Consider the following 19,355-nt stretch of genomic DNA (forward strand, 5'->3'; position numbering starts at 1 on the left):
CCCCCACCGGGCTGCCTTCGGCTCCGGGGCCGTCACGTACGCGGTCGGGGGCGGCGCCACAGCCACTTCTGGACCAGCAGGGTGAGGGTGCCCGCCAGGACGATGCCCGCGAGGTTCAGCAGGAGCTGGTTCGTGGAGCCGGCGGTCTGGGACGTGTCCCCGTAGCCGAGGGCCACCGCCGCGTTGGCGGCGGCCGGGACCGTGGTGACGGAGATGGCCACCCCCACCAGGAGACCCGACTTGGCCGAGGTCAGGGAGAGCGTCCCCGCGATGCCGGCCAGCACCGCCACGACGAAGGAGAACGCGTCGGGGGCGTACACGAAGGCCGTGTTGGGACGGTCGGCCTCCAACTGGGCCCGGCTGAACAGGCCGAGACCGTCCATCAGGAGGCTGAACAGCACGGTCACGGCCATCGCCACCGCGAAGCCCACCAGCAGGGCCAGCAGCGAGCGCAACGCCAGACGCGGCCGGCGCCGGACCAGGGCCGTACTGATGCCCGCCAGCGGGCCGAACTCCGGGCCCACCGCCATCGCGCCCACGATGAGGATCGCGTTGTCGAGCACCACCCCGCAGGCCGCGATCATCGTGGCGAGCGTGATGAAGGCGAGGTAGGTGACCGAGAGCGTCGACTCCTCGTGCGTCGCGTCGGACAGCTGCTCCCACAGGACCGCGTCCGCGCCCTCTCCGGGAGCGTCGTCCTCCGCCTTCTCGGCGCGCTTCGACAGCGACAGGTCGATGTCCTCGACGGCGATCGAGCCGTCCGTGTCGATGCCCAGGGCACGCAGCCCGCTGATCAGCTCGTCGCCCGCCTCCCGCGCCACGTCGACCATCACGAGGTCGCCGGCGGGGACGCGGGCGGCGCCCGGCACGACCGCCAGATGGGTCGTACCGACGGTGGTCCCGATCAGACGGATCACGGCGTCGGTCCGGTCGGCCGGGGTGATCAGGCGCAGGTGCAGCATGGGGGCAGCGTAATGGTGCCGCGGGACCGCCCGGGTCAGAGCTTGCGCAGGCTCAGCTTCTGGACCTTGTGGTCCGGGCCCTTGCGCACGACGAGGGTGGCCCGGCCCCGGGTGGGGGCCACGTTCTCCAGGAGGTTGACCTTGTTGACGGTCCGCCAGATCGTGCGCGCGTAGTCCAGCGCCTCCTCCTCGGAGACCTGGGTGTACTTGCGGAAGTACGAGGACGGGTCCTGGAAGGCCGTCTCGCGCAGCCGGCGGAAGCGGTTCAGGTACCAGCCCTCGATGTCCTCGGCGCGGGCGTCCACGTACACGCTGAAGTCGAAGTAGTCCGCGAGGCCGACGCGGGTGCGGCCGTCCTTGCCGGGCAGGGCGGGCTGCAGGACGTTCAGGCCCTCCACGATCAGGATGTCGGGGCGGCGCACGGTGAGGCGCTTGCCGGGGACCCGGTCGTAGATGAGGTGCGAGTAGACGGGCGCCGTCACCTCGTCCTTGCCGGCCTTGATGTCGGCGACGAACCGGGTCAGCGCCCGGCGGTCGTACGACTCCGGGAAGCCCTTCCTGGCCATCAGACCCTTCTCCCGCAGCTCCTCGGTGGGCAGCAGGAAGCCGTCCGTGGTGACCAGTTCGACCCGCGGGTGCTCGGGCCAGCGCGACAGCAGGGCCCGCAGGAGGCGGGCGACGGTGGACTTGCCGACGGCGACCGAGCCCGCCACGCCTATCACGAACGGCGTACCGGACTGGGAGCCCTTCTCGCCGAGGAAGGTGTTGAGGGCGCCGCGCAGACCGTCGGTGGCGCCGACGTAGAGGTTGAGGAGCCGGGACAGCGGCAGATAGATGTCCCGTACCTCGTCGAGGTCGATGACATCGCCCAGACCGCGCAGCTTCTCCACCTCCCCGGCGGTCAGCGGGAGCGGCGTCTTCTCACGCAGCGCGCTCCACTGGGCGCGGGTGAGGTCGACGTAGGGAGTCGCCTCCGGCCTGGGCCGGTGGGCGCTCCGTGGCAACGGGGAGACCGATGGGATCACATTCCATTGTTACGGCAGTTTGAACGAAGCGTCGGGTGGAGTCCGTCACGCCGGAGCGCTCCGTGTGCGCTCCGGCCACGTTCCGTGCGCGTCCCGCACGCCTCCGAGCCCTGGACCGACGGGTCGTAACGGGCATAGCGTGCCGCCCACCCGGGAGCGAGCCGCCTGCCGGGACGCCGGTGGTGGGGATGGTCGTCATGACCGTACGTTTCCGAGTGCGTGACCTCGTCGGAAGAAGGCCCGGGCGCCGTCCGGCCGACGACGTGGCGGGCCGGGTCTGCAGCGAACTGGCGCTCGACCTTCCCGACGAGGACCTGGGCGAGTACCTCTACGACTGCATCGACCTGTACGAGATGGGCAGCAAGCCGCGCTGCGAGGAGGCCGAGTTCCTCGGGATGGTGCAGGAGGCGATCGACCGGATCGAGTGGGGCGAGTAGGGAGAGCAGGGCGGCCGGCTCACGAGGTCCGCCCGTCCTCGGTGCTTCCGGTGTCCTCGGTGTTTCCGGTGTTCCCGGTGCTTCCGGTGAACGAGGCGATCAGGCCGTGCGGCGCGTCGTCGCCGAAGAGCTCCGCGTTGAGCTGGGTGCCGTCGGCCGCGGCTTCGGCGCCGCGCGGGAACATCGCCCGCTCGTACGCGCCGAGGGCGGCCTCGGTGTCGTCGGGATGCGCGGCGAGGGCCTTGCCGAGTTCGGCGCCGTCGTACATGGCCAGGTTGGCGCCTTCGCCGTTCGGGATCGAGAGGTGGGCGGCGTCGCCGAGCAGGGTCACCCCCGGTACCCGCTCCCACCGGTGCCCGACCGGGAGGGCGTTGAGGGGGCGCAGGACCGGCGGGGTGTCGCAGTCGGTGATCAGCGCGGTCAGCTCCGGCGCCCAGCCCTCGAACTCCCCGGCGATCCGTGCGCCGGCCGCGGCGGAATCGGTGAAGTCGACGCCGGTGAACCAGTCGCGCGACCTGGTGAGCGCCACGTAGGTGTGCAGGGTGTCGCCCTTCTCCCGGTGGGCCTGGATCCCCTTGCCCGGCGCGAGCGCGAGCATCGACCCGCCGCCGACCGCCTTCGCGGCGGCGGGGTGGCGGGTGTCGGCGTCGTACAGGTAGGTCTCGACGTACGACATGCCGGCGTACTCGGGGGTGGCGGCGGAGAGCAGGTGCCGGACCCGGGACCAGGCGCCGTCCGCGCCGACCAGCAGGTTCGTGACGACGGTGGTGCCGTCGGCGAAGACCACCTCGTGGCGGCCCCCGCCGAGGGACCGGGTGGCGCCGACCTTGCGGCCCCACCGGACGGTCCCGGCCGGGAGCGAGTCGAGCAGCATCTGCCGCAGCTCGCCGCGCTGCACCTCGGGCCGGCCGCCCGTGCCGTCGTCGGGCTGGTCGAACAGGACGGTCCCGTCCCGGTCGAGGATCCGCATCGCCTGACGGCCCTCCAGGACGAGAGCGCGGAACTCGTCCGTCAGACCCGCCGCCCGCAGGGCCGGCTGGCCGTTGTGGTCGTGGATGTCGAGCATCCCGCCCTGGGCGCGCGCCGTCGGTGAGGCCTCGGCCTCGTGGACCGTGGCGGGGATGCCGTGGACGTGGAGGACGCGGGCGAGGGTCAGTCCGCCGAGTCCGGCGCCGATGATCGTGACGTGAGGGGTCATGGTGGTTCCTTACGTGTCGTGACGTGCCATGGGCCCGCCGGACGGTCGCCCGGCGGACCTCCACCAAGGTCCCGGCGTCCGCCGACACCCCTCCGACACCCCGCCGACATCGGCCCGACAGCCCGGACACGTGACCGACAGCCGCGGATGCGTGGCCCGCGGACCCGCGGACCCGCGGACCCGCGGACCCGCGGACCCGCGGGCGTGTGGGCGGGGGCGCGGGAATTTCCGGTATCGGGCACGCGGTGCCCCGGTCGGGCGGGCGTCCGCGCTTAGGCTGCCGTGCATGTGCGGAATCGTGGGATACGTGGGGTCGCAGCCGGCGCTCGATGTCGTGGTGGCCGGACTGAAGCGGCTGGAGTACCGGGGCTACGACTCGGCGGGCGTCGCGGTGCTCGCGGACGGCGGGATGGCCGCCGCGAAGAAGGCCGGCAAGCTCGCCAACCTGGAGAAGGAGCTGGTCGAGCGGCCGTTGCCGACCGGTTCGACGGGGATCGGGCACACGCGGTGGGCCACCCACGGCGGGCCCACCGACACGAACGCGCATCCGCATCTCGACAACGCGGGACGCGTCGCGGTCGTCCACAACGGCATCATCGAGAACTTCGCCGCCCTGCGGGCCGAGCTGGCCGAGCGCGGGCACGCGCTGACCTCCGAGACCGACACCGAGGTCGTCGCGCACCTGCTCGCCGAGGAGTTCTCCGCGTGCGCCGACCTGGCGGAGGCCATGCGGCTGGTGTGCCGGCGCCTCGAAGGGGCCTTCACCCTGGTGGCCGCCCACGCCGACGAACCGGACGTGGTCGTCGGCGCGCGCCGCAACTCACCGCTCGTCGTGGGCGTCGGCGAGGACGAGGCCTTCCTCGCCTCGGACGTGGCCGCGTTCATCGCGCACACGCGATCCGCGATCGAGCTCGGGCAGGACCAGGTGGTCGAGCTGCGGCGCGACGGGGTGCACGTCACCGGGTTCGACGGGGCACCGGCCGAGACGCGCTCGTACCACGTCGACTGGGACGTGTCCGCCGCCGAGAAGGGCGGCTACGACTACTTCATGCTCAAGGAGATCGCCGAGCAGCCCAAGGCGGTCGCCGACACGCTGCTCGGGCGGATCGACGCGAGCGGCTCGCTGACACTGGACGAGGTACGGATCTCTCCCGGGACACTCCGGGAGGTCGACAAGGTCGTGGTGGTGGCCTGCGGGACCGCCTTCCACGCCGGGCTCATCGCCAAGTACGCCATCGAGCACTGGACCCGCATCCCCTGCGAGGTCGAGCTCGCGAGCGAATTCCGCTACCGGGACCCGATCCTGGACGCGCGGACGCTGGTCATCGCCATCTCGCAGTCCGGCGAGACCATGGACACGCTGATGGCCCTGCGGCACGCCCGGGAGCAGGGCGCCAAGGTGCTGGCCGTCTGCAACACCAACGGCTCGACGATCCCGCGCGAGTCGGACGCCGTCCTCTACACGCACGCCGGGCCCGAGGTGGCGGTCGCCTCGACGAAGGCGTTCCTGACGCAGCTCGTGGCCTGCTACCTCGTGGCGCTGTACCTGGGGCAGGTGCGCGGCACGAAGTGGGGCGACGAGATCCGGGCCGTCGTACGCGACCTGTCCCGCATCGCGGAGGACGTCGAGCGCGTCCTGGAGACGATGGAGCCGGTACGGGAGCTTGCGCGGTCGCTGGCCTCCCACGACACCGTGCTGTTCCTGGGCCGGCACGTGGGCCATCCCGTCGCCCTGGAGGGCGCGCTGAAGCTGAAGGAACTCGCGTACATGCACGCCGAGGGCTTCGCGGCGGGCGAGCTGAAGCACGGGCCGATCGCCCTGATCGAGGAGGACCTGCCGGTGGTCGTGGTGGTGCCGTCACCCAAGGGGCGGTCCGTGCTCCACGACAAGATCGTGTCCAACATCCAGGAGATCCGGGCGCGGGGTGCGCGGACGATCGTGATCGCGGAGGAGGACGACGAGACGGTGGTCCCCTACGCGGACCACCTGATCCGTATCCCCGCCACGCCGGTGCTGCTGCAGCCGCTGGTGGCGACGGTGCCGCTGCAGGTCTTCGCCTGCGAGCTGGCCACGGCCCGGGGCAACGAGGTGGACCAGCCGCGCAACCTGGCGAAGTCGGTGACGGTGGAGTAGCCCGCGCTCCTGAGGGCGTCGACGAAGGGGGCGAAGGCTCCGGCCGGGAAGGTGAGGGTGGCCCTGGCCGGGCGGGTCGTAAGGTGCCCTGGTGAGCATCATCGGGGTCGGGATCGACGTGGCCGAGATCGAGCGGTTCGCCACGTCGCTGGAGCGGACGGCCGGGATGGCCGAGCGGCTGTTCCTGCGGAGCGAGTTGCTGCTGCCCGGCGGGGAGCGGCGGGGGGTCGCCTCCCTCGCCGCCCGCTTCGCCGCCAAGGAGGCGCTGGCCAAGGCGCTCGGTGCGCCCGGGGGGCTGCGCTGGACCGATGCCGAGGTCTACGTCGAGGAGAGCGGGCAGCCGCGCCTGCGGGTCACGGGGACCGTGGCCGCCCGCGCGGCGGAACTCGGCGTGCGCTCCTGGCACGTCTCGCTGAGCCATGACGCGGGGGTCGCCTCGGCGGTGGTGATCGCGGAGGGGTGACGCTCCGCGCGTCCCTCGGAGGTCGTCGCAGATGGTGTGGAGATGTGTGGTCCGGGTGCCGCAGCCGCACCACCCGGGCCGGGTGGTGCGGCTGCGGCCGTACGTCAGGACGTGGAGGTCAGACCCGGGTGAGGCGGACCGCCACCGTCTCGCCGACCGTCAACGGCTGGTCGTAGTCGGGGTCCGTCGCCGTCGCGTGGCCCTCGACCTCGACGTCCCCCTTCTGGAAGGGGACCGAGCCGGTGGGCACGGCCGTACCGGTCCAGGCGACCGGGGTGCCCGGGGTGCAGGACACCGACGTGGAGAAGGAACCGCGGATGAGGTCCCGCTTCTTCACCTGCGTGACGTCGCCCGTCACGGTCACCCGCACCGGCTTGTTGCAGCTCACCGTGCCGTGGAAGGTGGCCTTGCCGTTGAGGGAGCTCGCGGTGCCGTCCAGGGCGATGCCGAGGTCCAGGCCGAGTTCGGCCGGCGGGGCCGGGTTCTCGATGTGGACCTCGCCGCGCGCGGCCGGGGTGCCTCCCTCGCAGTGCTGCACGAAGGTGGCGTCGAGATTCTTCACGTAGCCCTGGGGGCCGAACTCCACCGCGGAGATGGTGAAGGCACCGGTGAGCTGGTTGCAGCCGCGGCCGTTGCCGCTGAGCGACAGGCCCGGTTCGGTCCCCTCGTTGAACGGGTAACGGGTGGCTCCCGTGTAGGTCCCGGGAGCCAGGGTCTCGCCGGACGGCGCCGCGAGGTTCAGGGTCCACCAGTCGCCGTTGGCTCCGTCGACGGAGACGGTGACCACCCCGTTGTCGGTGTTGCCGAAGACGTTCATACGGTCCTGGGACGCCTCGTAGGCGTAGGACCGGCCGCCGCTGATGTAGTCGCCCTCGTCGCCGCCGAAGCCGAAGGAGCCCTCGGTGACGGGCAGGGCGTGCGCTTCGGTGCCGGAGAGCAGGCCGGTGGTGCCGGTGGCCATGGCCAGTGCCAGCGCGAGGGTGGCGGTGGCGCGGCCCAGGATGCCTCTGGGCAGGCTGAGGTTCATGGATGTTCCCCCTGGTGGGATGCGGTGAGCTCCGTTCGCCGACGTGATGTTTCCGCGCATGCATTCGCACACTTGTTCGTGTCTTTCCGTCGGCGAGGCGAGTCTGCCAATCAGAAGGATCTACGACAACTGCCTTTCGGCTGTGGTGAGTTGATGTTTCAGCCAACATCGGGTGCAGGCGCCGCAAGTCGGACAGGAGCGGACTCGCTGTCCCGGGCCGCCGTCGGTGGCCGGCCCGCGTGTGCAGCCCGTGCGGGACACTCGTGCCATGCGTACTGCGTACAGCGTGGAGATGGTCAGGGCCGCCGAGCGCGAGCTGATGGCGCGGCTTCCGGACGGGACGTTGATGCAGCGGGCGGCCGCCGGGCTCGCCGCCGCCTGTGCCGATGTGCTGGGGAAGGTCTACGGCAGCCGTGTCGTGCTGCTCGTCGGCAGCGGTGACAACGGCGCCGACGCCCTGTACGCCGGTGCCCGCCTGGCGAAGCGCGGCGCCGGCGTCACCGCCGTCCTGCTCGCCCCCGACCGCACCCACCCCGGCGGGCTCGCGGCCCTGCGCCGCGCCGGGGGGAGGGCGGTGCGCGGGCCGGAGACGGCGGAGGCGGCGCTGCGCCGCGCCGACCTCGTCGTCGACGGCATCGTCGGGATCGGCGGCAAGGGCGGCCTGCGTCCCGACGCCGCCGCGCTCGTCGACGTGGTCGGCGAGACCCGTGCCGCCGTCGTCGCCGTCGACCTGCCCAGCGGCGTCGAGGCCGGTACCGGTGAGGTGCGCGGCGCCGCCGTACGGGCCGACCTGACCGTCACTTTCGGCGCCCACAAGCCCGGCCTGCTCGTCGACCCGGCGCGCGAGTACGCCGGGTCCGTGCGGCTCGTCGACATCGGGCTCGCGCTCCCCGGCGAGGCCGAACTGGAAGCACTGCAGCACGCCGACGTGGCGGCCCTGCTGCCCGTACCCGGTGCCGGGAGCGACAAGTACCGGCGCGGCGTCGTGGGCATCGCGGCCGGGTCCTCCCGCTATCCCGGCGCGGCCGTGCTGGCCGTCGCCGGAGCCCTGCGGGGCGGCGCCGGCGCCGTGCGGTACGTCGGGCCCGCCGGGGACGCGGTGCTCGCCCGGTTCCCCGAGACGCTGGTGTCGACGGGGAGGCCGCAGGAAGCAGGCCGGGTGCAGGCCTGGGTCGTGGGCCCCGGCGCCGGGGACGACGCCGGCACCGTCGCGGCCGTGCTGGAGGCCGACGTACCCGTGCTCGTGGACGCCGACGGCCTGCGGCTCGCGGACCGCGGCGCCGTACGGGCCCGGCGGGCGCCCACGCTGCTCACCCCGCACGCCGGAGAGGCCGCCGCCCTGCTCGGCGTCCCGCGCGAGGAGGTCGAGGGCGCGCGGCTCGCGTCCGTACGGGAGCTCGCCGAGCGGTACGGGGCGACCGTCCTGCTGAAGGGGTCGACGACCCTCGTCGCCTCCCCCGGCGACGGCCCCGTGCGGGTGAACTCCACCGGCACCGGCTGGCTGGCCACCGCGGGCAGCGGGGACGTGCTGTCCGGGCTGGCCGGGTCGCTGCTGGCCGCCGGGCTCGACGCGCCGGACGCCGGCAGCGTGGCGGCGTACCTCCACGGACTCGCGGGACGGCGCGCGGCCGGCGGGGCGCCCGTGGGGGCGCACGACGTGGCCGAGGCGGTCCGCGAGGCCTGGCGGGACGTCACGGGCTGAGGGTGCGGACGGGCACGCGAAGAGTCTGCCGGAAACGGGCGCGCGAAGGGCCTGCCGAACCCTCTGACCCCTCCCGGAACCCCGCGGCCCCTCTGAGAGACTGGGCGCGATGACTGAGACAGCACCCGCGCGTGCCCGCGCGGAGATCGACCTGGCCGCCCTGCGGGCCAACGTGCGGACCCTGCGCGCCACGGCACCGGCCGCCGCCGTCATGACGGTGGTCAAGTCCGACGCGTACGGACACGGAGCCGTGCCCTGCGCCCGCGCGGCCCTCGACGCGGGTGCGACCTGGCTGGGCACGGCCACCCCCGAAGAGGCCCTCGCCCTGCGCGCGGCCGGCCTGCCGGGCCGGATCATGTGCTGGCTGTGGACGCCGGGCGGCCCGTGGCGGGAAGCCGTCGAGGCCGGCCTGGACCTGGGGATCAGCGGGCTGTGGGCCCTGCGGGAGGCCGTAGGGGCGGCGCGGGCGACGGGGCGTACCGCCCGCGTCCAGCTCAAGGCCGACACCGGTCTGGGCCGGGGCGGCTGCCCGCCCGCCGACTGGCCCGAACTGGTCGCCGAGGCACGGCGGGCCGAGGTGGAGGGCCTGGTGGCCGTCACCGGTCTCTGGTCCCACTTCGCCTGCGCCGACGAGCCGGGCCACCCCTCCATCCAGGCGCAGCTCACCGTCTTCCGCGAGATGCTGGCCCACGCCGAGGGGCAGGGCCTGCGCCCGGAGGTGCGGCACATCGCCAACTCGCCCGCCACCCTCACGCTCCCCGAGACCCACTTCGACCTCGTACGGACCGGGATCGCCACGTACGGCATCTCGCCGAGCCCCGAGCTGGGCACCCCCGACGACCTCGGACTGCGTCCCGTGATGACGCTGTGGGCGTCGCTCGCGCTGGTGAAGCACGTGCCGGCGGGCCACGGCGTCAGTTACGGACACCGCTACGTCACGACCGGCGACACGACCCTCGGCCTGGTGCCCGTCGGGTACGCGGACGGCGTCCCGCGCCACGCCTCCGGCACCGGCCCGGTCCTGGTGGGCGGCAAGTGGCGGACGGTCGCGGGGCGGGTCGCGATGGACCAGTTCGCGGTCGACCTCGGCGGGGACGAGCCGTCGGCCGGCGACCGGGCGGTCCTGTTTGGGCCCGGCGACCACGGGGAGCCGACCGCCGAGGACTGGGCCCGGGCCGCCGGCACGATCGCGTACGAGATCGTCACCCGCATCGGAACCCGCGTGCCGCGCGTCTATGTGGACGAGGAACAACGTGAATGAGGAACAAGTGGGGTAGTCGGTCGTCGTACCGGTCGTCGTACCGGCGGCAGGGGCAGGCGCACCGGCAGGTGCACCGGCAGACGTAACGGCAGACGCAGTGGCAGACGTGGGCAGGACCCGGCGAAGAGGAGCGGTTCGTGAGCGAGAGCAGGGCGGAGACAGCGGTGGAGGTGGCCGCGGCCGCATCCTCGGCCGTCTCCGCGGCCGGGCCCGCGAACTGGCGCCGGGCGGGCGTCGCCGGCGCCGCGATAGGCGTGGTCGCCGCGGGCGCCGCCGCCGGAGTCGCCATAGAGCGGCTCACGGTCGGCCGCGGCATGCGCAGGAAGGCGCGGCTCGCCCTCGACTCGGCCGGCCCGTACGGGGCGCTGCGCGGTACGCCGGGCAAGGCGTCCGCGGACGACGGCACCGAGCTGTACTACGAGATCGACGAGGTGGAGGTCGACGAGACCCTGGCCCCGCGCCGCCGCCGGCTCTTCGGCCGCAGGGCGCCGGCCCCGGTCACCGTCGTCTTCAGCCACGGCTACTGCCTCAGCCAGGACTCCTGGCACTTCCAGCGGGCCGCGCTGCGCGGGGTCGTGCGGACCGTCCACTGGGACCAGCGCAGCCACGGCCGGTCCGGGCGGGGCGTGGCCCAGGCCGAGGACGGCATGCCGGTCACCATCGACCAGCTGGGCCGGGACCTGAAGGCCGTCATCGACGCGGCCGCGCCCCAGGGCCCGCTCGTGCTCGTCGGCCACTCGATGGGCGGCATGACGATGATGGCCCTGGCCGACCAGTACCCCGACCTGATCCGCGAGCGCGTGGTCGGCGTGGCCCTGGTCGGGACGTCGTCCGGGCGGCTCGGCGAGGTCAACTTCGGGCTGCCCGTCGCAGGCGTCAACGCGGTGCGGCGGGTGCTGCCCGGTGTGCTGAAGGCGCTGGGGCAGCGGGCCGAGCTGGTGGAGCGCGGGCGCCGGGCCACCGCCGATCTGTTCGCCGGGATCATCAAGCGGTACTCGTTCGCGTCCAGGGACGTCGACCCGGCGGTCGCGCGGTTCGCCGAACGGCTGATCGAGGGCACGCCGATCGACGTGGTCGCCGAGTTCTACCCGGCCTTCACCGACCACGACAAGACCGCGGCGCTCGCCCGGTTCGCCGACCTGCCCGTGCTCGTACTGGCCGGGGTCAAGGACCTGGTGACGCCCAGCGAGCACAGCGAGTCCATCGCCGGCCTGCTGCCGGACGCCGAACTGGTGCTCGTGCCGGACGCCGGGCACCTCGTGATGCTGGAGCATCCGGAGGCCGTCACGGACCGGCTCGCCGACCTGCTCACCCGCGTCGGTGCCGTCCCGGCAGGGGCTACCGTGGGCGGTTATGGAAGCACCAGCAGCACCGCACGACGCGGTTGACCCCCTGGGAGCGCCGGAGCGTCCGGCCTCCTCGACGTCCTCCCCCCGGGCCGGTTCTTCCCGGCCCGGCCCTCCCCGGGCCGACTCCCTCCGGGCCGGCGCCACGGCCGAGCTGACCGTCACCTCGCCCGAGCGGATGCGGGAGCTGGGGCGCGGGCTCGCCGGGCTGCTGCGGGCCGGGGACCTCGTGATGCTCACCGGCGAACTGGGCGCGGGCAAGACCACCCTGACGCGCGGGCTCGGCGAAGGGCTCGGTGTCCGGGGCGCGGTCACCTCGCCGACCTTCGTGATCGCCCGCGTGCACCCGTCCCTCGGTGACGGGCCGCCGCTGGTCCACGTGGACGCCTACCGGCTGGGTGGCGGACTCGACGAGATGGAGGACCTCGACCTCGACGTGTCGCTGTCCGACTCCGTCGTCGTCGTCGAATGGGGTGAGGGCAAGGTCGAGGAGTTGACGGACGACCGGCTGCACGTGCTGATCCACCGGGCGGAGGGGGACACGACGGACGAGGTCCGGCGGGTGACGCTCCGCGGCGTGGGGGAGCGGTGGCGTTCCGTGGAGCTGGCCGGGCTCGCCGGCTGACCGAGCCGTCGGCCGGCCTGTGTTTGTAGGTTCGTCCCAACGTTCCGACAGGGTGTCGGGAAGATGTTGCGTCCGGCGGGTCCGGCGTGGTGACATGGGCGGAGGAGTTGGTTAGGTCTACCTAACCACGTCTGCTCCCGGAGCCGGTAGGAGGTCGCCGTGACGTCGTCGGAACGTGGTCCTTCGCGTGTGGGTGCGGTTTCCGAGGGTCCTGGGGTTCCTGATGCTCCTCGGGTCTCCGTGGCGGAACTGCTGGCCGTAGGGGGGTTCGTGCGGGCTGTCTCCTCGCCGCCGGCCGCCCCCGGCGGGGGTGTGGAGCCGGGTGGGTCCGTCGGGTCCGTGCGGGAGGAGCGGCGGGCCGCCTAGCGGTTTCCTCGCGGTTCCCTCGCGGGGCTCTGGCCGGGTGGATTCCGCGGGTTCGCTGTGGCTGGTCGCGCAGTTCCCCGCGCCCCTGAAGGGCGAAAGGACTGCGCAGTTCCCCGCGTCCCTGAGGGGCGAAAGGACTGCGTGGTTCCCCGCGTCCCTGAGGGGCGCCCCGTGGGTGCTACTTGATCACTGTGACCTGGGTGCCGATGGTGGCGAAGGTCCACATCTGTGTGCCGTCCTCCCTCGATTCCCTGATGGCGCCCAGTTTCCTGGTGGGGTCCGGGGGTGCGACCGTGCCGTCGGACGCGGCGCTGAAGCCGATCGCGACGCCGTCCAGACCCGCGAAGCGGACCACGTGCTCGACGGCCACCCCGTCCGTGCCGACGATGGTGGCGGAGCGCGAGGAGACGGCGTACCGGTCCGGCGGCGGGTCCACCGTGCCGGGGCTGACCCGGAACGTCCGCTCGACGCCGCCCCCCTGGCCGACCAGCCACACCCGGTCGTCGTCCAGCGAGTAGACGACCCGCCGCCCGGTGCCCGACCCGGCGGGCAGCGCCGTCGGGTGCCGGCTGTCCCGCGGGGCCTTCGGAGCGGCGGCGGCCGAGGACTCGGAGGCCGGCGGCGAGGCCAGGTCGTCCGGCGCGTTCGCCGATGCCTGGTAGGTGAGGAAGCCGATCACGGCGAATGCCGTCGCGGTGAGCCCGGCCACGATTCCCGAGCTGCTCCGAACCACCTTGCGTGCCCACCTCTCGTACGGTCCGTGCGGCATGTGTCCGTGCGGATGCGTCCGTGCGCATACCCGTACGCATGTCCGTGCATTTGTCCGTGTTGTGCCGGTGTGACGTTAGCAGGAAGTGCCTGCCGGATTGAGGCGGCCGTGCGCCGGGTCCGGGCGCCGTAGGCTGTTCGCGTGCTCTTGCTCGCTCTGGATACCGCCACCCCCGCCGTCACCGTCGCGCTGCACGACGGGATGTCCGTCGTCGCCGCCTCCAGCCAGGTGGACGCGCGTCGGCACGGGGAACTGCTCCTGCCGGCCGTCGACCGGGTGCTCACCGAGGCCGGGCTGCGGCTCGACTCCGTCACCGGCGTCGTCGTCGGCGTGGGCCCCGGCCCGTACACCGGGCTCAGGGTCGGCCTGATGACCGCCGACACCTTCGGGCTCGCGCTCGGCGTCCCCGTGCACGGAGTGTGCACGCTGGACGGCCTCGCGTACGCCGCCGGGGTGGAGGGCGAGGTCGACGGCCCCTTCGTCGTGGCGACCGACGCCCGGCGCAAGGAGGTCTACTGGGCGCGGTACGCCGACGCCCGTACCCGGGTCACCGAGCCGGCCGTGGACCGGCCCGGCGAGCTGGACATCGGCGGGCTGCCCGCCGTCGGCGCCGGCGCGCTCCTCTACCCCGACACCTTCCCGGACGCCCGCGCCCCCGAGCACGTCTCGGCCGCCGCGCTCGCGTCCCTGGCGGCGGAGCGGCTTGCGGCGGGCGAGGAACTGGAGGCGCCCCGGCCCCTCTATCTGCGCCGGCCCGACGCCCAGGTGCCCAAGAACTACAAGGTGGTCACCCCCAAGTGACGACCGCGGTGCTGCGCGAGATGCGCTGGTGGGACATCGAGCCCGTACTGGAGCTGGAGAAGGACCTCTTCCCCGAGGACGCCTGGTCGCGGGGCATGTTCTGGTCCGACCTGGCCCACGCGCGCGGGCCCGCGGCGACCCGGCGGTACGTCGTGGCCGAGGCCGGGGCCGAGTTCGGCGCCGAGCCCGGGGAGGGCCGGCGGATCGTCGGGTACGCGGGACTCGCCGCCGCCGGGGAGGCCGGTGACGTGCAGACCATCGCCGTCGCCCGGGAGCACTGGGGCACCGGGCTCGGCGCGCTGCTGCTGACCGAACTGCTGCGGGCCGCGACCGCCTTCGAGTGCACCGAGGTGCTGCTGGAGTGCCGGGTCGACAACATCCGCGCCCAGAAGCTCTACGAGCGCTTCGGCTTCGAGCCGATCGGCTTCCGGCGCGGCTACTACCAGCCGGGAAACGTGGACGCCCTCGTGATGCGCCTCAACGACCCGTCAACTTCCGTACAAGGAACCGAGATCAATGGCTGACGAACCTCTCGTCCTCGGCATCGAGACCTCCTGCGACGAGACCGGTGTCGGCATCGTCCGGGGCACGACCCTGCTCGCCGACGCCATCGCGTCGAGCGTCGACGAGCACGCGCGCTTCGGCGGGGTCGTGCCGGAGGTCGCCTCCCGCGCGCACCTGGAGGCGATGGTGCCGACCATCGAGCGGGCGCTGAAGGAGGCCGGGGTCGCCGCCCGCGACCTCGACGGCATCTCCGTCACCGCCGGGCCCGGACTCGCGGGTGCGCTGCTGGTGGGGGTCTCGGCGGCGAAGGCGTACGCGTACGCACTGGGGAAGCCGCTGTACGGCGTCAACCACCTGGCGTCCCACATCTGTGTGGACCAGCTGGAGCACGGCCCGCTGCCCGAGCCGACGATGGCGCTGCTCGTCTCCGGCGGGCACTCCTCGCTGCTGCTGTCCTCGGACATCACGAGCGACGTACGGCCGATGGGCGCGACCATCGACGACGCGGCCGGCGAGGCCTTCGACAAGATCGCCCGCGTGCTGAACCTCGGGTTCCCGGGCGGGCCGGTCATCGACCGGTACGCGAAGGAGGGCGACCCGGACGCGATCTCCTTCCCGCGCGGGCTCACCGGGCCGCGCGACGCCGCGTACGACTTCTCCTTCTCCGGGCTGAAGACCGCCGTGGCGCGGTGGATCGAGGCCAGGCGGGCGGCGGGCGAGGAGGTGCCGGTGCGGGACGTGGCCGCGTCCTTCCAGGAGGCGGTGGTGGACGTGCTGACACGCAAGGCGGTACGGGCCTGCCGTGACGAGGGTGTCGACCACCTGATGATCGGTGGCGGGGTGGCCGCCAACTCGCGGTTGCGGGTGCTGGCCCAGGAGCGGTGCGAGGCCGCGGGGATCAAGCTCCGGGTGCCGCGGCCGAAGCTGTGCACGGACAACGGGGCGATGGTCGCCGCGCTCGGCGCCGAGATGGTGGCCCGCGGGCGGGCCGCCTCCGACTGGGACCTGTCGGCGGACTCGTCGCTGCCGGTCACCGACCCGCACGTGCCGGGGCGCGGCCACTCCGGCGAGCACGCGCACACCCACGATCACGTGCACGAGGCCGGCGAGGGGAACCTGTACCCGTGACCGTCGCGCTGATGTGGGAGGCGCGGGCCGCCGAGGGGCGGGGCGCGGAACTCCTCGCCTGGGTCCGGGCGCAGGAACTGCCCGGGACGCCGCTGCGCCGGGAGATCCTCCGGGCCCCGCAGGACCGCGTGCTCGTCATCACCTGGTGGGACGCGGCGTACGACGCCGAGCTGCCCGAACTGCCGGAACCTGGCGGCGACCTGGTCGCACGGCCGGCACACCGCTGGCGCTTCGAACCGGTACCGCAGGACTGACGGGGGCACACTCCCACGGACTTGTGCCCCCGCGTCCCCCCGTCCCCGCGCCGGGGTCAGCCCGCCTCCGACACCTCTGTCTCGCACCGCAGCCGCCGGTCCGGGCCCAGTACGCGGACCGGTCCCGTGAGGGTCAGCCGCGCCGTGTGCCGTACGTCCGCGCTGGACGCCGCCAACCGCAGTTGCAGCTCGCCCGGCTCGACCACCCGCCGGCCCGAACGGTCGGTGAACGCCGAGAGATCGGCGTGGAAGCGGAAGGTCACCCGGCGCGCCGCGCCCGGCGCCAGTTCCAGGCGCCGGTAGCCGATCAGGCGTACGTCGGGGCGGGTCACGGAGGCCACCGGGTCGTGCAGGTAGAGCTGGACGACCTCCGTGCCCCCGAGGGAGCCGGTGTTGCGGACGGTGACCGAGACGTCGTACGAGCCGTCCGTGCCGATCTCCGGTCCCGGCTCCGTCCCTGTCTCCGGCCCGGTTCCTGGTTCCGTCTCCGGCTCCGCAGGGGTCCCGGTCGCGTTCTCCCAGGTGAAGTCCGTGTACGACAGGCCGTGCCCGAAGGGGTGGAGCGGGGTCGGGTCCAGGCTGCTCACCTCGCCGGCCAGGCCCAGCGGGGGCTGGAGATAGGTCCACGGCTGGCCGCCCGGGGCCCGCGGGACGCTCACCGGGAGCCGGCCCGAGGGGTTCACCCGGCCCGACAGGACGCCCGCCACCGCGGAGCCGCCCTCCTCGCCGGGGAAGAACGCCTGGACCGTGGCGGCCAGCCGGTCGTGCCAGCGGCCCAGCGCGTACGGGCGGCCGGTGAGCAGGACGAGCACGACCGGGGTGTCCGTCGCCGTCAGTGCGTCCAGCAACTCGGCCTGTACGCCCGGTAGTTGCAGGTCCGCCACGTCGCAGCCCTCGCCCGACGTGCCCCGGCCGAAGAGGCCCGCCCGGTCGCCCAGCACGGCCACGCAGACGTCCGCCTCGGTGGTGCGCGCGACGGCCTCCCCGAAGCCGGAGGTGTCCGGGCCCGTGGTGTCGCAGCCCTCGGTGAACGTCAGCTTGGCGTCCGGGAGTTCGGTGCGCAGGGACTCCAGCAGCGTGGGGATCTCGATGCCCATCGGCAGGGCCGGGTGGTTGACGCCCACGTGGGACGGGAACGAGTAGCAGCCCAGCATGGCCAGCGCGTCCGACGCCCGCGGGCCGACCACGGCGATCCGGGTGTCGGGGGCGAGGGGGAGCAGGCCGGCCGGGTTGGTGAGCAGGACCACGGACTCCTCGGCCAGGCGGCGGGCCAGCTCCCGGTTCGCGGTCGAGTCCAGGTCGATCGGGCCCGTGGGCTCCGGGCTCCAGTCCTCGTCCAGCAGCCCCAGCTCGCACTTCTGGAGGAGGACCCGGGCGGCGGCCCGGTCCACCACGGACTCCGGGACGTCACCGGCCCGTACGGCCCCGGCCAGCGGGTCCCCGTAGCAGTGGACCGTCGGCAGTTCGACGTCCACGCCCGCGGCCAGGGCCGCGTGGGCGGCCTGCGCCTCGGTGCCCGCGACCCGGTGCAGGGTCTTCAGGAAGCCGACGCCGAAGTAGTCGCTGACGACGGTTCCGGTGAACCCCCAGCGCTCCCGCAGGAGTTCGGTCAGCAGGTACGGGTCCGCGGTCGCGGGCACCCCGTCCGTGTCCGTGTAGGCCGCCATGACCGACCGGGCCCCGCCCTCGCGCAGCGCGAACTCGAACGGGGGCAGCGTGATGTCGGCGAACTCGCGCATCCCGGCCCGTACGGGCGCGAGGTTGCGGGCGCCCGCCGAGGACGCGTACCCGGCGAAGTGCTTGAGCGTGGCGACGATCCCGGCGGACTCCAGCCCGCGGACGTAGGCCGCGCCGATCGTGCCGACGAGGTACGGGTCCTCGCCGATGGTCTCCTCGACCCTGCCCCACCGCAGGTCCCGTACGACGTCCAGGACGGGGGCGAGGCCCTGGTGGACGCCGACGGACGCGAGGTCGTGGCCGATCCTGCGGGCCGTCTCCTCCACCAGGTCCGGGTCGAAGGACGCGCCCCAGGCCAGCGGGACGGGGTACGCGGTGGCGCCCCACGCGGTGAAGCCGGCCAGGCACTCCTCGTGGGCGACGGCCGGGATGCCGAAACGGCCCGCCGCGCTGATCCGGCGCTGGGCGAGGGCCAGCGCCCGCGCGCCCAGGGCGGGGTCCACCGGGGCCGTCCCGAACGAGCGGGTGAGCTGGCCCAGCCCGTGGGTGATCACCTCGTCCCAGTCGAGGTCCGAGGTCATCTCGGCCTGGTGCGGGGCCACCCCGTCGCCGTCCGTGGCGGCGCCCACCCACACGCCGTACAGCTGGGCGGCCTTCTCCTCCAGGGTCATCCGGGCCAGCAGGTCGTCGACCCGGGCCTCGGCGGGCAGTGCGGGATCACGCCAAGGGGCGGTGGTCATGGAACTCCTGTCAGAGTCGAGTGGGTTCACTTTCCGCCCACGCCCATCAGGCCGCCGACCAGGGCGCGGCGGGCCACCAGGTAGACGGCGAAGATCGGGACGCCGGAGAGGACGACCGAGGCCAGCAGGGCGGGGATGTTCACGCCGAACTGGCTGACGTAGTTGAAGAGCCCGAGGGTCAGGACGCGCGGTTCGTCGGACTGGGTGAAGATCAGCGGGAAGAGGAAGCCGTTCCAGGCCTGCAGCGCCGAGTAGATGACGACGGTGCTGATGCCGCCCTTGGCCATCGGGACGGCCAGCTGGAACAGCATCCGCTGCGGTGAGGCGCCGTCCAGGGCCATCGCCTCGTACAGCTCCTCCGAGACGTCCCGCAGGGTGCCCACCAGGACGAGCACCGAGACCGGCATGGCGAAGGCCGCCGTCGGCAGGATGACCGCGAGCAGGCTGTCGTACAGGTCGAGTTTCGCGATCAGCAGGTACAGGGGGACGACGACCGCCTGGGCCGGGATCGCGACGCCGAGCAGGAAGAGCCGGAAGGCCAGGCCCGACCAGCGGTTGCGGGTGCGGACGGCGACGTACGCGAGCGGGACGCAGAGGCCGAGGACGATCGCCACGACCGCGACGGCCACGATCACCGTGTTGGCGAGCAGGTGGCCGAAGCCGCTGTGCAGCACGGTGTTGTAGTTGTCGAGCGTCGGGCTGGTGGGCGGGGACAGCGGGTTGCCGGTGAGCGCCTTGTCCTGGCTGGTGAGCGAGGCCGACAGCATCGCGTAGATCGGGACGATCACGACCACGAGCCACAGGACGGAGCCGAGCCCCGCGAGCGGGTTGGCGCGCTTCGTCCGGTGCCGGCGGCGGCCGCGCGGGGACGGCCCGGCGGGAGGCTCGTCGCTCTTCACGGGGCGCGGACGCGGCAACGTATCGTGTGACACTGCG

18 protein-coding genes are annotated in these 19,355 nt (G+C 73.5%); 11 read left to right on the forward strand and 7 right to left on the reverse strand.

The window, feature by feature from the left end:
- Positions 1-32: 32 nt before the first annotated feature.
- Both QFZ75_RS23110 and coaA read right to left on the reverse strand, forming a co-directional pair.
- A complete protein-coding gene (locus QFZ75_RS23110) occupies positions 33-962 on the reverse strand; it encodes a DUF389 domain-containing protein (protein ID WP_307539740.1) in 930 nt (309 codons plus the stop codon).
- 35 nt (positions 963-997) lie between these two features.
- The gene (gene coaA / locus QFZ75_RS23115) at positions 998-1,987 is read right to left on the reverse strand and encodes a type I pantothenate kinase (RefSeq protein ID WP_307539742.1); all 990 of its coding nucleotides are present in this window, start codon (positions 1,985-1,987) and stop codon (positions 998-1,000) included.
- Positions 1,988-2,184: 197 nt separating this feature from the next.
- Here coaA and QFZ75_RS23120 point away from each other — a divergent pair, with 197 nt between their 5' ends.
- A complete protein-coding gene (locus QFZ75_RS23120; RefSeq protein WP_307539743.1) occupies positions 2,185-2,424 on the forward strand; it encodes a hypothetical protein in 240 nt (79 codons plus the stop codon).
- A 19-nt stretch (positions 2,425-2,443) separates the two neighbouring features.
- Here the strand turns inward: QFZ75_RS23120 and QFZ75_RS23125 are convergent, their stop codons facing one another.
- Positions 2,444-3,622, reverse strand: a complete 1,179-nt coding sequence (locus QFZ75_RS23125; RefSeq protein ID WP_307539745.1) for an NAD(P)/FAD-dependent oxidoreductase — start codon at positions 3,620-3,622, stop codon at positions 2,444-2,446.
- Positions 3,623-3,908: 286 nt separating this feature from the next.
- On the opposite strand from QFZ75_RS23125, the gene glmS reads away from it, so the two are divergent.
- Together glmS and QFZ75_RS23135 are read left to right on the forward strand one after the other, a co-directional pair.
- On the forward strand, positions 3,909-5,756 hold the full coding sequence (gene glmS, locus QFZ75_RS23130) for a glutamine--fructose-6-phosphate transaminase (isomerizing) (protein WP_307539746.1): 1,848 nt from the start codon (positions 3,909-3,911) through the stop codon (positions 5,754-5,756).
- A gap of 91 nt (positions 5,757-5,847) precedes the next feature.
- The gene (locus QFZ75_RS23135) at positions 5,848-6,219 is read left to right on the forward strand and encodes a holo-ACP synthase (RefSeq protein ID WP_307539748.1); all 372 of its coding nucleotides are present in this window, start codon (positions 5,848-5,850) and stop codon (positions 6,217-6,219) included.
- Positions 6,220-6,337: 118 nt separating this feature from the next.
- Here the strand turns inward: QFZ75_RS23135 and QFZ75_RS23140 are convergent, their stop codons facing one another.
- Complete coding sequence (locus tag QFZ75_RS23140) at positions 6,338-7,246, reverse strand: hypothetical protein (RefSeq protein ID WP_307539750.1); 909 nt, start codon at positions 7,244-7,246, stop codon at positions 6,338-6,340.
- Between the two features lie 268 nt (positions 7,247-7,514).
- Here QFZ75_RS23140 and QFZ75_RS23145 point away from each other — a divergent pair, with 268 nt between their 5' ends.
- The 4 genes from QFZ75_RS23145 to tsaE all read left to right on the forward strand — a co-directional run bounded on the left by QFZ75_RS23145 (position 7,515) and on the right by tsaE (position 12,180).
- A complete protein-coding gene (locus tag QFZ75_RS23145) occupies positions 7,515-8,948 on the forward strand; it encodes an NAD(P)H-hydrate dehydratase (protein ID WP_307539752.1) in 1,434 nt (477 codons plus the stop codon).
- A gap of 109 nt (positions 8,949-9,057) precedes the next feature.
- Positions 9,058-10,209 (forward strand): alanine racemase, encoded by a 1,152-nt coding sequence (gene alr / locus QFZ75_RS23150; RefSeq protein WP_307539754.1) that lies wholly within the window; start codon positions 9,058-9,060, stop codon positions 10,207-10,209.
- Between the two features lie 137 nt (positions 10,210-10,346).
- Positions 10,347-11,597, forward strand: coding sequence for an alpha/beta fold hydrolase (locus tag QFZ75_RS23155; protein ID WP_307539756.1), 1,251 nt, complete (start codon positions 10,347-10,349; stop codon positions 11,595-11,597).
- Positions 11,563-12,180, forward strand: coding sequence for a tRNA (adenosine(37)-N6)-threonylcarbamoyltransferase complex ATPase subunit type 1 TsaE (tsaE, locus tag QFZ75_RS23160; RefSeq protein WP_307539757.1), 618 nt, complete (start codon positions 11,563-11,565; stop codon positions 12,178-12,180). The genes QFZ75_RS23155 and tsaE overlap by 35 nt, the downstream gene beginning before the upstream one ends.
- Before the next feature lie 544 nt (positions 12,181-12,724).
- Here tsaE and QFZ75_RS23165 read toward each other — a convergent pair.
- Positions 12,725-13,279, reverse strand: coding sequence for a hypothetical protein (locus QFZ75_RS23165; protein WP_307539759.1), 555 nt, complete (start codon positions 13,277-13,279; stop codon positions 12,725-12,727).
- Positions 13,280-13,456: 177 nt separating this feature from the next.
- Between QFZ75_RS23165 and tsaB the strand changes: the two genes are divergently transcribed.
- From tsaB to QFZ75_RS23185, 4 genes are read left to right on the forward strand one after another with little or no spacing between them, the layout of a single operon-like run.
- Positions 13,457-14,116, forward strand: coding sequence for a tRNA (adenosine(37)-N6)-threonylcarbamoyltransferase complex dimerization subunit type 1 TsaB (gene tsaB, locus QFZ75_RS23170; RefSeq protein WP_307539761.1), 660 nt, complete (start codon positions 13,457-13,459; stop codon positions 14,114-14,116).
- A gap of 20 nt (positions 14,117-14,136) precedes the next feature.
- A complete protein-coding gene (gene rimI / locus QFZ75_RS23175) occupies positions 14,137-14,640 on the forward strand; it encodes a ribosomal protein S18-alanine N-acetyltransferase (protein ID WP_307544706.1) in 504 nt (167 codons plus the stop codon).
- The gene (gene tsaD, locus QFZ75_RS23180) at positions 14,633-15,748 is read left to right on the forward strand and encodes a tRNA (adenosine(37)-N6)-threonylcarbamoyltransferase complex transferase subunit TsaD (RefSeq protein ID WP_307539763.1); all 1,116 of its coding nucleotides are present in this window, start codon (positions 14,633-14,635) and stop codon (positions 15,746-15,748) included. Before rimI ends, tsaD begins: the two co-directional genes overlap by 8 nt.
- Positions 15,745-16,002: a hypothetical protein gene (locus QFZ75_RS23185; RefSeq protein WP_307539764.1), complete on the forward strand. Its 258-nt coding sequence runs from the start codon at positions 15,745-15,747 to the stop codon at positions 16,000-16,002. The genes tsaD and QFZ75_RS23185 overlap by 4 nt, the downstream gene beginning before the upstream one ends.
- Before the next feature lie 56 nt (positions 16,003-16,058).
- On the opposite strand, the gene QFZ75_RS23190 is transcribed toward QFZ75_RS23185, so the two are convergent.
- Entirely contained in the window at positions 16,059-18,419 is a 2,361-nt protein-coding gene (locus QFZ75_RS23190; protein ID WP_307539766.1) for a glycoside hydrolase family 3 N-terminal domain-containing protein, read from the reverse strand.
- Positions 18,420-18,445: 26 nt separating this feature from the next.
- Positions 18,446-19,351 (reverse strand): carbohydrate ABC transporter permease, encoded by a 906-nt coding sequence (locus QFZ75_RS23195; RefSeq protein WP_373465924.1) that lies wholly within the window; start codon positions 19,349-19,351, stop codon positions 18,446-18,448.
- Positions 19,352-19,355: the final 4 nt, after the last annotated feature.

The organism is Streptomyces sp. V3I8 (assembly GCF_030817535.1).
Classification (GTDB): Bacteria; Actinomycetota; Actinomycetes; order Streptomycetales; family Streptomycetaceae; genus Streptomyces.